Source organism: Micromonospora parastrephiae (assembly GCF_016802865.1).
Classification (GTDB): Bacteria; Actinomycetota; Actinomycetes; order Mycobacteriales; family Micromonosporaceae; genus Micromonospora; species Micromonospora parastrephiae.
Window position 1 is genome coordinate 1 of sequence record NZ_JAEVHM010000151.1, and the last position, 13598, is coordinate 13598.

Consider the following 13598-nt stretch of genomic DNA (forward strand, 5'->3'; position numbering starts at 1 on the left):
GCGGCGGAGACGGGGGGGCGGGGTTAGGGGGTGCGGGACTGCTTCTAGGGCTAGTAGGGCTACGTGGAGGGAGAGGGAGGCCTCCACCGAGTCGAGGTCCACGTCGAGGATGCGGGCGATGCGGGCCAGGCGTTCGTAGAAGGCCGGTCGGGACAGGTGGGCGGCGGCGGCGCCGGCGGACTTGTTGCGCCCCTGCTCCAGGTACGCGCGCAGGGTGTCGAGCAGCCGTTCCCGGGGGTGCCGGGCGTCGTACTCGAGGAGCGCGCCGAGTTCGCGTTCCACGAAGGTCTGCAACCGGGGCTCGTCGCGCAGCAGGTGCAGCAGTCCGGCCAGGCCGACATGGGGCAGCCGGAAGATCGGCAGGTCACGCCGGTCCCGGCGGGCAGCCTCGGCGATCTGCCGCGCCTCGACCAGCGACCGTCGCGCCTCCCGCAGGCTCCCCACCCCGGACCCGGCGGCCACGATCACCGCACCCGCACCCGCGCCGCCGCCCCGAGACGGATCGACACCGGCCGCCACCCGAGCGGGCTCGACACCGAGCGCCGACCGGGACGGATCGGCCCCGGCCGTCGACCGGGGCCCATCGCCACCGGCGGACGCGCGGCCGGTGCCGGCGTCGAGGCGTACCCGACGTAGCGCGCTGGCGAACGCGGACAGCGCCCGGTCCTCGGCGGCCGGGTCCGGTAGGGCCAGCAGGGCGCCGACCGAGTTGTCGTCGACCGCGCTGGTGAGCGCGGTCAGCTTCGCCTCCCGCAGCGCCTGGCCGACCGCCTCGGACAGGTCGCGCAGCCGGGCCTGACCGGCCTCGGGGCCGGTCTCCCCGGCGGGGTCGTCGGCGCGGTGGCGGACCATCACGCCGACCAGGTGTCGCCGGTCGAGCACCACGCCGAGCGCCTTGGCGCGCAGCGCCACCTCGTCCACCGGCCGGGAGTGGTCGAGCAGCGCGGTGAGCAGGGTGCGGTGGATCTGCCGTTCCAGCCCCTCGGCGTCGCGGCGGATCAGCCGGCCCAGCGCGAGGGTGGACGCGGCCCGCTCGATCAGGATGGTGAGCCGGGTGGGCGGGCTGGCGTTCGGCTCGCTGGCCTGGGCGCTGGGCACGTCACCGCTGGCCGGCCAGCGCAGCAGCAGCCGACCCCAGTCCTGCCCCCGGGCGCCGACGGCGGTCACCAGCCAGCCGCTGTCCGGGTCGTACGCGGTCCGCCCGGTCGGCCGGATCCGCCGGGAGTGCTGCTCCCAGCCGTCCAGCAGCAGCTCGGCGCTCTCGCCCGCCGGGTCGTACCCGAGCACCTGCCGGGACAGGTTCTCCAGGACCACGGGGCAGCCGGACAGCTCGGCGGCCTGCCGGATCACCTCGGCGGCGTCGGCGCCCTCGACGGAGAGGTCGTTGAACCGCTGGTGGATCTCCTCGGTGGCGCGCAGTTCGGTGAGCTGCGCGTCGACGATCAGCGCGTGCACCGCCTCGGTGATCCGTACGAACGGCGTGGCCCGGCGCAGTTCCACCAGGGGCAGGCCACGCCGCTCGGCGGCGGCGACCATCACCCGGGGTACTCCGCTGACGTACCGGCGGCCCAGCTCGACGACGAGCCCGGAGACTCCGACGTCGGCGAGGTCGCCGATGAACGCGCGCAGTCCCGCGTCGTCGCCCGGCAGCCCGATGCCGGTGGTGAGCACCAGCTCGCCGCCGCCGAGCAGGGTGGCGATGTCGGGCACCTCGGCGACGTGCACCCAGCGGACGAGCCGGTCCAGCCCCGCGTCTCCGGCGACCACGCGCGGCGCGCCGTGGCGGACCGGATCCAGGGCGAGGACCTCACGGACGGTAGGGAACACGGCCGACACGCTACCCTCCGTGACGCCGGAACTCGACCTGCCGCCGGCGACGCGGGTGCGGGCGGGAGTCAGTCGACGCCGAACTCCATCGCGGCACGGTCGAGTGCCTCGTCGGCGGCGGAGGCGACACCCCGGGAGGCGATGGCCTCCGCGCCGCCCTCCGGCATCGCACCGATCAGCCCGGTGGAGGCTGCCTGCGCCGCGCCGATCATCCGCTGGGGAGCCGCGCCGCCGACCATGCCGAGGGAGGCGTACTGCTCCAGCTTGGCCCGCGAGTCGGCGATGTCCAGGTTGCGCATGGTGAGCTGGCCGATCCGGTCCGACGGGCCGAACGCCGAGTCCTCGGTACGCTCCATCGACAGCTTGTCCGGGTGGTAGCTGAACGCCGGGCCGGTGGTGTCCAGGATCGAGTAGTCCTCGCCCCGGCGCAGCCGCAACGTCACCTCGCCGGTGACCGCCGTGCCGACCCAGCGCTGCAACGACTCGCGCAGCATCAGCGCCTGGGGGTCCAGCCAGCGGCCTTCGTACATGAGGCGGCCGAGGCGGCGGCCCTCGCTGTGGTAGTTCGCCAGGGTGTCCTCGTTGTGGATGGCGTTGACCAGCCGTTCGTACGCGGCGTGCAGCAGCGCCATGCCGGGCGCCTCGTAGATGCCCCGGCTCTTGGCCTCGATGATCCGGTTCTCGATCTGGTCCGACATGCCCAGGCCGTGTCGGCCGCCGATGGCGTTGGCCTCCAGCACCAGGTCGACGGGGCTGCCGAACTCCTTGCCGTTGATCGTCACCGGTCGACCCTGGTCGAAGCCGATCGTGACATCCTCGGTCGGGATCTCCACCGACAGGTCCCAGAACCGGACGCCCATGATCGGGTTGACCGTCTCGATGCCGGTGTCGAGGTGCTCCAGGGTCTTCGCCTCGTGGGTGGCGCCCCAGATGTTGGCATCGGTGGAGTATGCCTTCTCGGTGCTGTCCCGGTACGGCAGGCCGCGTTCGAGCAGCCACTCCGACATTTCCTTACGGCCACCCAGTTCGCTGACGAAGGCGGTGTCGAGCCACGGCTTGTAGATGCGCAGCTGCGGGTTGGCCAGCAGACCGTACCGGTAGAACCGCTCGATGTCGTTGCCCTTGAAGGTCGAGCCGTCGCCCCAGATCTGGACGTCGTCGGAGATCATCGCCCGGACCAGCAGGGTCCCGGTCACGGCCCGGCCCAGCGGCGTGGTGTTGAAGTACGCCCGCCCGCCGGAGCGGATGTGGAAGGCGCCGCAGGTCAGCGCCGCCAGGCCCTCCTCGACCAGGGCGGCGCGGCAGTCGACCAGTCGGGCGACCTCGGCGCCGTAGCTGAGCGCACGACCGGGCACCGAGGCGATGTCGGGCTCGTCGTACTGGCCGATGTCGGCCGTGTAGGCGCAGGGGACGGCGCCCTTGTCGCGCATCCACGCGACGCGACCGAGGTGTCGAGGCCGCCGGAGAAGGCGATGCCGACACGTTCGCCGATGGGCAGGGAGGTGAGAACCTTGGACACGGGGAAGATTATTCAACAAGACGCATGGTCATGCAAGCTGATCGTCGCGACCCAGTTCCCAGAACGCCACCGCCGCGGCGGCGGCGACGTTCAACGAGTCCACCCCGCGTCGCATCGGGATGACCACCCGGACGTCGCTGGCGGACTGGGCCGCCGCGGTGAGGCCGGGCCCCTCGGCCCCGAGCAGCAGCGCCGCCCGCCCGCGCTGCGCCGGAGTCAACCGCTGGATCGGTACGGCGTCCGGAGCCGGCGTCATGGCGAGCACGGTGAAGCCCGCCTCCCGCACCTGGTCCAGGCCCGCGGGCCAGGGATCGAGCTTGGCGTACGGCATCGCGAAGACCTCCCCCATGCTGACCCGCACGCTGCGCCGGTACAGCGGATCGGCGCAGGACGGCGACAGCAGCACCGCGTCGATGCCGAGCGCGGCGGCGCCTCGGAAGATCGCCCCGAGGTTGGTGTGGTTGTTCACGTCCTCCAGGATCAGGACCCGGCGCGCGGCGGCGAGCACCTCGGCCGCCGTCGGCAGCGGCCGGCGGTGGAACGACGCCAGCACCCCCCGGTGTACGTGGAAACCGGTGGCCCGTTGCAGCACGTCCTGTGTCGCGGCGTAGACCGGCGCGTCGCCGGTGTCCAGGTCGGCGAGCTGGTCGACGCGCTTGGCGTCGACCAGGTACGACCGGGCCGGGTAGCCCGCGCGCAGCGCCCGGCGCAGCACCAACTCGCCCTCGGCGATGAACAGGCCGTGCGGAGGTTCCCAGCGGGTGCGTAGCTCGACGTCGGTGAGCGCGCGGTAGTCGGCGATCCGGTCGTCGTCGGGGTCGGTGATCTGGTGGACGGGCACTCGACGATTCTGCCGGACCGGTGGGCCGCGCCCTCCGATGCCCGCCCAGTGGGGGTTTTGTCCGGAGAAGAAGGGGAATGGCCGGCGGAGCATCGATCGGACGGGAAGGAACCAGCCAGGTGAGCGCAGACCGCACCGCGCCGAACGAGACGGGTACGCTGCCCCGCCACCCGACCGTCGCGGACCACATCGTCTCCCGCCTGTTCAGCTGGGGCGTCCACCGTTACTTCGGCTATCCCGGCGACGGCATCAACGGCCTCACCTCGGCCCTGCAACGCACCGGGGAGCGGGCCCAGTTCATCCAGGTACGCCACGAGGAGACCGCCGGCTTCGCCGCCTCCGCGCACGTCAAGTACGGCGGCGGCCCGCTGGGCTGCGCACTGGTGACCAGTGGGCCGGGTGCCATCCACCTGCTCAACGGCCTGTACGACGCGAAGCTCGACCACCAACCGGTGATCGCCCTGGTCGGGCACACCGCGACCACCGCCGAGGGGGGCGGCTACTACCAGGAGGTCGACCTTCTCGCCCTGTACAAGGACGTGGCCGCGGCGTTCCTGGCCCAACTCGACAACCCGGCGCAGGTCCAGCACCTGGTCGACCGGGCGTGCCGCACGGCGCTGGCCCGGCGTACCGTCACCGCCCTGATCCTCCCCCTGGACCTCCAGGACGAGCCGGCCGTTCCGGACCCGCCGCACGCGCACGGCTACTACCACACCAGCAACGCGCCGAGCAGCACCCCGACGGTGCCACCGGAGGCGGACCTGCGCCGCGCCGCCGAGGTGCTGCGCGACGGCCAGCGGGTGGCGATGCTGGTCGGGCAGGGCGCGCTCGGCGCGCGCGACGAGGTTCGTGAGATCGCCCAGCGGCTCGGCGCCGGGGTGGCCACCGCGCTGCTCGGCTTCACCGCCGTCGACCACCGCGAGCCGTGGGTGACCGGGGCGATCGGGCTGCTCGGCACCCGGCCGAGCTGGCAGCTGATGAGCGGCTGCGACCGGCTGCTGATCGTGGGCAGCAACATGCCGTACTCGGAGTTCTACCCGCCGCCCGGGCAGGCCCGCGCCGTGCAGGTCGACCTCGACGGCACCCAGCTCGGGCTGCGGTACCCGACCGAGGTGAACCTGACCGGCGACGCGGGCCCCACGCTTCGGGCGTTGCTGCGCGAGCTGGGCCCCGGTCCCGGGCCGACCGCCTGGCGGGCGGAGATCGCCGAGGCCACGTCGGCGTGGCATCGCGCCCAGCACGACCTGGCCGAGCAGGCCGCCGACCCGGTCAACCCGCAGTTGCTCTTCCGTACCCTCAGCGATCGGCTGCCCGACGACGTGATGCTCGCCGTGGACTGCGGCACCACCACCGCCTGGTACGCCCGGCACATCCAGGTCCGCCCCGGGATGCTGGCCAGCCTGTCCGGCACGCTGCTGTCCATGGGCGGCGCCATGCCGTACGCGTTGAGCGCGAAGTTCGCCCACCCGGACCGACCGCTGGTCGCGCTGATCGGCGACGGCGCCATGCAGATGAACGGCGTCAACGAGCTGATCACGGTGGCGAAGTACTGGCGGAGCTGGGCCGACCCACGGTTCGTGGTGCTGGTGCTCAACAACCGCGACCTGGCGTTCGTGAGTTGGGAGCAGCGTTCCACGGAGGGGACGCCGATGTTCCCGGACAGCCAGCAGCTGCCGGACATCGCCTACCACCAGTGGGCGGAGGTCCTCGGGCTGCGCGGTGAGCTGGTCGACTCGCCGGAGCAGGTGCCGGGGGTGTGGGAGCGGGCGCTCACCGCCGACCGACCGGTGGTGATCAACGCGCTGGTCGACCCGGCCGAGCTGATGCTGCCGCCGCACTTCACCGCCGAGCAGGCCCGCAAGACCGCGGCGGCGGTGCTGCGCGGCGACACCGACTGGGCCGGGATCATCCGCCGCGGCCTACCAGCCACCCTGGCCAGCTACCGCCCCCGCCGCCGCGAACGCTGAGACCGTCAGCCGCGGCGGTCCAGCCAGCGTTGCAGGGCCGAGCGGGGGTCCTGGGTGGGCTGTCGACGCTCCGAAACGGCGGGCCGCTCGACCGGGCGGCGGGGCTCGCCGGCCAGCTCGCGGCTGGGCGCGACGAACGCCTTCTCCGGTTGCCCCCGCACGGCGGTGGCGATGACCCGGGCGACCGCGTCGATCACCTTGGTCTGCACCGCCGACCCCACCGAGTCGGCCGGGTCGTCCGGGTTGGCGGCGATGCCGGCCACCGCGACCTGCGGGGTGAAGCCGACGAACGTCTCGGTGGCGTTCTGCTCCGAGCTGCCCGTCTTGCCGGCCACCGGTCGACCGTCGAGGATGTCGTTCACACCGGTGGCGGTGCCGCCGTTGCACTGCCCGTACGGCGACTGCTGACCCACCGGACACCGGGCGGCGTCGGTCGCGGCACGGGCCACGTCCGCGTCGAGGACCCGCTTGCAGGACGGCTCCCCCACCGGCACCTTCGCGCCGTTCGCGGCGGTCACCGAGACCACCGGCAGCGGCGTGCAGTAGGTGCCCTCGGCGGCCACCGTGGCGTACGCGTTGGCCAGGTCCAGCGGGGTGGTGGCGGCCACGCCCAGGGTGAACGAACCCCAGTTCGCGGCGTTGTCCCTGGCGAACGCGGCGTCCGAGTCGGCGCGGAACGTAATGCCGAGCCGCTGCGCCATCTGCACCACCTTGTCCTGACCCACCTGCTCGGCCAGCCAGACGAAATACGTGTTCACCGACCGGCCGAAGCCGTCCCACATCATCCGGTACCCGTCCATCCAGTCCGGGTTGGCGTTGGCCGGGCACCAGTGGCCGTCACAACTGCCCGGGCCCTCCGCGGCGTAGCGGGTGGGCAGCTTGGCGGGCGCGTCGAAACCGGTGGAGAGCGTACGGCCCGACTCCAGCGCGGCGAGCATGGTGAACAGCTTGAACGTCGAGCCCGCCTGGTACCCGTCGACGCTGGCCCCACCGGAGATCAACGGGTTGACGGTGTTCGGATGGTTCGCCTGACCGGCCGGGTTGTCCGCGAGGCTGTAGTGCCGGTTGACCGCCATCGCCAGCACCCGACCGGTGCCCGGCTGCACGGCCGCGATCGGCAGGGCGCGCTCGTTGTCGTACCCGTAGACCTTGGTGGCCTGCTGCTGCGCGGTGGCCTGGACCTGGGGGTCCAGCGAGGTGATCACGGTGTAGCCGCCCGAGCGCAGTGCCTGCTCACGCTCCGGCACGGTGGCCCCGAACGCCGGTTGGGTCAGCCACCAGCGGCGCAGGTAGTCGCAGAAGTAGCCCCAGTCGTCGTGGCCCTGGGACACGGCGGTGCAGCCGTTGGGCTGCGCGGTGGGGTGCAGGGTCAGCGGCTCCGACTTCGCCTGGGCGGCCTGGACGGTGGTGATCGCGCCGGTGGCGACCATGGAGTCCAGCACGTACGACCGGCGGCTGAGCGCCTCGTCCTTGTCGCCGTCGATGGGGCTGTACGCGTCCGGGGACTGCACCAGGCCGGCGAGCAGGGCCGACTCGGCGAGGGTCAGCTGCGCCGGGGCCCTGCCGAAGTACCGCTGGCTGGCCGCCGCGACCCCGTACGCGCCGGAGCCGAAGTAGGCGATGTTCAGGTACCGGTCGAGGATCTCGTCCTTGCCGAGGCTCTTCTCCAGCGCGCTCGCGTACCGGATCTCCTGGAGCTTGCGCCCGACGGTGGGGTCGGTGGCGGCGGCCCGTTCCTCGGCGGTGCGGGCCGGGTCGGTCTTGAGCACGTTTCGGACGTACTGCATGGTCAGCGTCGAGCCGCCCTGCTCGGTGCCGCCGCCCTTCACGTTGGCGACCAACGCCCGGGCCAGGCCGCGCAGGTCAGCGCCACCGTGGTCGTAGAAGCGCCGGTCCTCGGCCGCCACGATCGCCTGCCGCATCACCGGGGCGATGTCCGCCAGCGCCACGTCGGTGCGGTTCACGTCGTAGAACGTGGTGATCAGCGTCTTGCCGTCGTTGGCGTAGAGGTAGGACCGCTGGGGGGTGGCCGGGGTGCGCAACGCGTCGGGCAACGCGGCGTACGTGCCGAGCGCCGAGCGGGCGGCGAACCCGACCAGCAGGTTGCCCGGCAGCGCGGCGACTGCCAGGGCGAGCCCGGCCAGCAAGCCGGCGAGCAGCACGGTGAACAGCCGCGACAGCGGCGAGCGGGGGGCGGCCATGTTCCCCAGGATTGCCACATAAACGGCCAACCGACCACCCGCAGCGCGCGATTGTCAGCAACTTCACGACCCCCCACCCCACCAGCCAATTCCCGGCCCCGGGCCGCGCCTCACGCCGGCTGATCATAAGTATTGCCAGGACACGCCGACACCGAGGGCAATAACTTCATGATCAACCGACCGAGGGGCGGCGGAGTCCCCGGTGGGGTCAGGGGGCTGGGGTGCTGAGGCTGGCGGCGGCTGCGTCCCGCGCGGTTTCGCGGGGCATCAGGCGGCCGGAGCGGTAGCCGATGCCGATGCCGGCGATCAGCACGAAGATCGCGCCGAACGTCTGCAGCGAACCGATCAGCGCTCCTCCGAGGCCGAGCAGCGGCGCCGCGATGATCAGCATGACGCCGTCGCCCAGGCTGAACGCGCCCGAACGGGCCACCGCCCACCCGGTCAGGAACCAGCCCACGCTGTAGAACGTCGCGCCGAGCAGCACCAGCGACCGCGCGGTCGTGCCGAATACCGGCGTCTGCTCGGCGAGCCCGGCGAACGGCAGCATCAGCACGGTGCCGGCGATGCTGACCAGCAGCCCGGCGGCGGCCACCCGACGGCTGCGGGTCGCGGCCAACAGCCCGGTGAGCGCCAGCAGCGCGAGCAGGCCGAGCCAGACCGCGGCCACCCAGCCGATCAGGTACAGCGGCCGACCGTCGGCGGGATAGGGGTCGTTGCCGACCCCTCCGTCGCTGGCCATCGCCACCGCGCCGTACAGGATGGCGTACGCGGGCAGCAGCCACACCGCGGCCCGCGCGAACCGACGCACCGACCAGGCCCAACTGGCGTTCGTCGCCGGGCCGGCAGGGGTCGGTTCACCGACGAAGGGCAGTACGCCGAACCCGCCACCGCTGCGCCGGGAGCCCAACGGGGCGACCGGGTCGTGCGCGCCGGGCACGGGGGCCGAGGACCACATCCGATTCGCCGGATCCTTCATTCGTCACCTCGCTCGTCGTCGAGCGGTGCACCGACGCGCCGGGGCGCCCCGATTGCCTGGTCACCACCCGTCCTAGGACCGATCGTGGCAGGCGTCGGAGCGCCCCATGAGTCTTTCTCGCATTTAGCCGGCCGGGCGGCCGGCGCCGGGATCAGCCGCGCTCGCGCTGATCGGTCGGGTCGTTGACCAGGCTGTCCGGGGAGACCGGTTCCGGGGCGGGCAGACCCTGCGGACCCTTGCCGCCGGTGGCCTGCGCCTCGGCAACGCGTACCTCGTCGTGGATCTGCTGGGCGGCGGCCGCCGCGGCCTGCGCCGCCTCCGCGGCCTCGCGCTCGACCTGGCTCGCGTGGTCGGCCGCCTCCGGTGCGGGAAGATCCCCCACCATCTGGCTCAGCCCACCGAGCGCGCCACCCATCCCCTCCAGGGCCTTGGTCAGCTCGGCCGGGACGATCCAGACCTTGTTGGCGCTGCCCTGGGCGATCTGCGGCAGGGCCTGCAGGTACTGGTAGGCGAGCACCTTCTGGCTCGGGTTCGCCTGGTGGATCGCGTCGAAGACCGTCCGGATCGCCTTCGCCTGACCCTCGGCCTGGAGGATCCGCGCCTGCCGGTCACCGTCGGCCCGCAGCACCGCGGACTGCTTCTCACCCTCGGCCGTGAGGATCTGCGACTGCTTGTGCCCCTCGGCGGTCAGGATCGCCGCGCGGCGATCCCGCTCGGCGCGCATCTGCTTCTCCATCGAGTCGCGGATGCTGGCCGGCGGCTCGATCGCCTTGATCTCCACCCGGGTGACCTTGATGCCCCAACGGCCGGTGGTCTCGTCCAGCACCCCGGAGAGGTGCCGGTTGATCTCGTCCCGACTCGTCAACGCCCGCTCCAGGTCCAACGAGCCGATCACGTTACGCAGCGTCGTGACGGTGAGCTGCTCGATGGCCTGAAGGAAGCTGCTGATCTCGTAGGTCGCCCGGACCGCGTCGACCACCTTGAAGTAGAGGACCGTGTCGATCGAGACCACCAGGTTGTCCGAGGTGATCACCGGCTGCGGCGGGAAGCTGACGACCTGCTCCCGCATGTCGACCTTGGTGCGGACCGCGTCGATGAACGGCACCAGCAGGTTGAGGCCGGGGCTGAGGGTGCGCTTGTACTTGCCGAGCCGTTCCACCACGTCCTGGCGTTGCTGCGGCACGATCCGCACCGCCTTGGCCAGCGTCACCACGGCGATCAGCGCCACGGCGATCACCAGCACCCCGATTAACGTCATCCCGTTCACCCTCTCGCTTCCGGCAGCTCGCCGGCGGAAGAAACATCGTCCTGCCACACCAGGGCGGTCGCGCCCCGGACCTTTATCACCCGAACCCGTTGACCAGGGTCGTAGACCTGCGTCGTGTCGTACGACCGGGCGCTCCACAGCTCCCCGTCGATCTTGACGAGGCCGTGCTCGGCGTCCACCTGTTCCAGCACCAACGCCGTGGAGCCCTCGATCGCCTCCACCCCGAACGGCTGCTCGCCGCTGTCCAGCGCGGAACGGCTGTGCCGCCGGATGACCGGGCGGACCACCACCAGGCTCAACGCCGACACCACCGCGAAGACCAGCGCCTGCACGGCCACCGGCGCGCCCAGCGCGGCGGCACCCGCGGCGGCGAACGCACCGGCACCGAACATGATCAGAAAAAGCGTCGTCGTGAAGATCTCGGCGACCGCCAATACCACACCCAACACGATCCACACCACGGCGTCCACACCCCCAGCGTGACACGCAAACGCACGCGCGACCGCCCCGGGAAGATCAGTAGGCTCGGCGGAGCCTGCCCCGACGGCCAAAACACCACGAATCAGCACGCAATCCGAGGAGACCCCCCTTGCCCCTGCTGCCCGAGACCATCCGACAGATCAACACCCGGGTCGCCCAGGCGCAGGCCGACGGTCACGCCCCCTCGCTGGTGCTGGGCGTGGTCCGCGACGGAACGCTGGCGCACCTGGCCGCCGCCGGCGAACACCCCCGCCCGGACGCCGACCTGCAGTACCGGCTGGGCTCGATCAGCAAGACGATGACCGCAACCCTGATCATGCAGTTGCGCGACGCCGGCCGGCTCGCCGTCGACGACCCGCTGGAAAAGCACCTGCCGGACGCCGGCGTCGGCGCGCTCACCCTGCGCCAACTCCTCGGGCACGCCAGTGGCATCCAGCGCGAACCCGAGGGCGCCTGGTGGGAGCGGACCGCGGGCGTCGACCTGGGCAATCTGCTCGCCGGGCTGACCGCCGACAAGATCGCCTACCCGCCGCACGCCACGTACCACTACTCCAACCTGGCGTACGGGCTGCTCGGCGGGGTGCTCGAACGGCTCACCGGTTTGCCCTGGGTCGACCTGCTCGACGAGCGGATCCTCGCCCCGCTGGGCATGCGCCGCACCACCTACGCCGCGACCGAGCCGTTCGCCCGCGGCTACGTCGTACACCCCTGGCACGACACCCTGCGCGAGGAGCCGCGCACCGACACCGGCGCGATGGCCCCGGCCGGGCAGCTCTGGTCGACGATCGAGGACCTGGGCCGGTGGGCGGCCTTCCTCGCCGACCCCGACCCGTCGGTGCTGGCCGCCACGACGCTCACCGAGATGTGCTCCCCCGTGGTGATCAGCGACCTGGAGGCGTGGACCCACGGGCACGGCCTCGGGCTGGAACTCTTCCGGGAAGGCGACCGGGTGTACGTCGGGCACGGCGGCTCGATGCCCGGCTACGGCGCCTCGCTGGCCGTGCACCGACCCAGCCGCACCGCCGTGGTCGGCCTGGTCAACTCGTACACCATGCGGGGCAGGGGCCTCGGCGCGCTCGGACGGGATCTGCTCACCCTGGTGCTCGACGCCGAGCCCGCGCCGGTCATCCCGTGGCGGCCGGCCGCCGCCCCGCCGCCCGCCGAGCTGGCCGAGCTGACCGGCCGCTGGTGGTGGATGGGCACCTCCATCGAGGTGTCCGCGGACGCCGACGGTGACCTGCGCGCCGGGCCGGTCGGCGCGCCGACCCTCCGCTTCGTCGCCGAGGGCCCGGACCGCTGGCGGGGTCGGGCCGGCGGGCAGGACGGCGAGATCCTGACCGTGCACCGCGACGAACAGGGCCGGGCGATCGCGCTGGACATCGCCACCTTCGTCTACACCCGCACCCCCGACCAGGAGCCCTGAGACGCGCGCCGCACGACGCCGCTGCCCATCCTCCCGCCCGCCAACGGTCCAAGATCCGCGCAACATCCCTGATGTTGCTGCCTCCGACGAGCGCGACGAGGCAGCAACATCAGGGAAACTGCGGGGGATCTTGGCGTACGCCGGGTCAGGCCGGCTCGGTGACGAAGTCGATGAGGCGTTCCATGGCGTTGATCAGGGGAGTTTCCACGTCGGCGAAGCTGTTCACCCGGGACAGGATGTGCCGCCACATGTCGGCCGGCTCGGCCACGCCGAGGGCGGCACAGACCCCCTCCTTCCACGGTCGCCCCGGCGGCACGACCGGCCACGCCGCGATGCCCAGCGCCGTCGGCTTGACCGCCTGCCAGACGTCCACGTAGGGATGGCCGGTCACCAGCACGTACGGGGAGGTCACGCGGGCCACGATGCGGCTCTCCTTGCTGCCCGGCACCAGGTGGTCGACGAGCACGCCGAGCCGCCGGGTCGGGGCGGGGCCGAAGTCGCGGACGTCGGCGTCGAGGGCGTCGATACCGTCCAGCGGCTCCACGACCACGCCCTCGATCCGCAGGTCGTCGCCCCAGATCCGCTCCACCAGCGCGGCGTCGTGGATGCCCTCCACCCAGATCCGGCTCGCCTTGGCCACCTGGGCCCGGACGTTGTCCACCGCCACCGAGCCGGACGCCGTACGCCGACGGGCCGCCGGCACGGGCGCGCGGGCGGGACGGCGCAGGGTGACCGGGCGACCGTCGAGCAGGAACGCCGCGGGGAGCAGCGGGAAGTTGCGCCGTCGACCGTGCCGGTCCTCCAGGACCACCGCGCCGGCCTCGAAGCCGACCACCGCACCGCAGAACCCGGAGTCGGCGTCCTCGACCACGAGGTCGGGTTCGGCGTCCACCTCCGGGGTGACCTTCCGCCGCCGCCAGTCCCCCGCCAACACGTCCTCGCCGTATCGCCCCGCCATGCCGGAAACGCTAACTCCCCCACCACCACAAACCCCACCCGCGACCGGATCGGCCGGGTCGATCTGGCGCACGCCCGCGTCGGCGAGGCGCTTGTTGACCTCGTCGAGCTGCTCGCGCACCAGTCGGGCCTCCTCCTCG

The 13598-nt window shown here is 72.5% G+C and carries 9 protein-coding genes and 1 pseudogene; 2 read left to right on the forward strand and 8 right to left on the reverse strand.

What is annotated here, in order from left to right:
- The 3 genes and pseudogenes from JNW91_RS23620 to JNW91_RS23630 all read right to left on the reverse strand — a co-directional run.
- On the reverse strand, positions 1-1827 hold a 1827-nt coding region (locus JNW91_RS23620), incomplete at its 3' end, for a PucR family transcriptional regulator (RefSeq protein WP_456085418.1).
- 68 nt (positions 1828-1895) lie between these two features.
- Positions 1896-3346: pseudogene (gene argG, locus JNW91_RS23625) on the reverse strand (argininosuccinate synthase).
- 28 nt (positions 3347-3374) lie between these two features.
- Positions 3375-4280 carry a TrmH family RNA methyltransferase gene (locus tag JNW91_RS23630; protein ID WP_238425577.1) on the reverse strand — a complete coding sequence of 302 codons (906 nt, stop codon included), beginning with the start codon at positions 4278-4280 and terminating at the stop codon, positions 3375-3377.
- Between JNW91_RS23630 and JNW91_RS23635 the strand changes: the two genes are divergently transcribed.
- Positions 4265-6154, forward strand: a complete 1890-nt coding sequence (locus JNW91_RS23635) for a thiamine pyrophosphate-requiring protein (protein WP_238425578.1) — start codon at positions 4265-4267, stop codon at positions 6152-6154. The genes JNW91_RS23630 and JNW91_RS23635 overlap by 16 nt on opposite strands.
- 5 nt (positions 6155-6159) lie before the next feature.
- Here JNW91_RS23635 and JNW91_RS23640 read toward each other — a convergent pair whose 3' ends face one another.
- The 4 genes from JNW91_RS23640 to JNW91_RS23655 form a co-directional block, all read right to left on the reverse strand.
- Positions 6160-8355, reverse strand: a complete 2196-nt coding sequence (locus JNW91_RS23640; RefSeq protein ID WP_238425579.1) for a transglycosylase domain-containing protein — start codon at positions 8353-8355, stop codon at positions 6160-6162.
- Between the two features lie 208 nt (positions 8356-8563).
- Entirely contained in the window at positions 8564-9331 is a 768-nt protein-coding gene (locus tag JNW91_RS23645; protein WP_203177626.1) for a hypothetical protein, read from the reverse strand.
- A 151-nt stretch (positions 9332-9482) separates the two neighbouring features.
- Positions 9483-10589, reverse strand: coding sequence for an SPFH domain-containing protein (locus tag JNW91_RS23650; protein ID WP_203177627.1), 1107 nt, complete (start codon positions 10587-10589; stop codon positions 9483-9485).
- A 5-nt stretch (positions 10590-10594) separates the two neighbouring features.
- A complete protein-coding gene (locus tag JNW91_RS23655) occupies positions 10595-11068 on the reverse strand; it encodes an NfeD family protein (protein WP_203177628.1) in 474 nt (157 codons plus the stop codon).
- Positions 11069-11187: 119 nt separating this feature from the next.
- Between JNW91_RS23655 and JNW91_RS23660 the strand changes: the two genes are divergently transcribed.
- The gene (locus JNW91_RS23660) at positions 11188-12501 is read left to right on the forward strand and encodes a serine hydrolase domain-containing protein (protein ID WP_203177629.1); all 1314 of its coding nucleotides are present in this window, start codon (positions 11188-11190) and stop codon (positions 12499-12501) included.
- A 145-nt stretch (positions 12502-12646) separates the two neighbouring features.
- On the opposite strand, the gene JNW91_RS23665 is transcribed toward JNW91_RS23660, so the two are convergent.
- On the reverse strand, positions 12647-13459 hold the full coding sequence (locus tag JNW91_RS23665) for a DUF3097 domain-containing protein (protein ID WP_203177631.1): 813 nt from the start codon (positions 13457-13459) through the stop codon (positions 12647-12649).
- Between the last annotated feature and the right edge of the window lie 139 nt (positions 13460-13598).

Bases quoted from the DNA above. Each gene is read 5' to 3' on its own strand.
- JNW91_RS23635 (WP_238425578.1), top strand. From the start codon at position 4,265: ATGGCCGGCGGAGCATCGATCGGACGGGAAGGAACCAGCCAGGTGAGC.
- JNW91_RS23630 (WP_238425577.1), bottom strand. From the start codon at position 4,280: ATGCTCCGCCGGCCATTCCCCTTCTTCTCCGGACAAAACCCCCACTGG.
- JNW91_RS23640 (WP_238425579.1), bottom strand. From the start codon at position 8,355: ATGGCCGCCCCCCGCTCGCCGCTGTCGCGGCTGTTCACCGTGCTGCTC.
- JNW91_RS23645 (WP_203177626.1), bottom strand. From the start codon at position 9,331: ATGAAGGATCCGGCGAATCGGATGTGGTCCTCGGCCCCCGTGCCCGGC.
- JNW91_RS23650 (WP_203177627.1), bottom strand. From the start codon at position 10,589: ATGACGTTAATCGGGGTGCTGGTGATCGCCGTGGCGCTGATCGCCGTG.
- JNW91_RS23665 (WP_203177631.1), bottom strand. From the start codon at position 13,459: ATGGCGGGGCGATACGGCGAGGACGTGTTGGCGGGGGACTGGCGGCGG.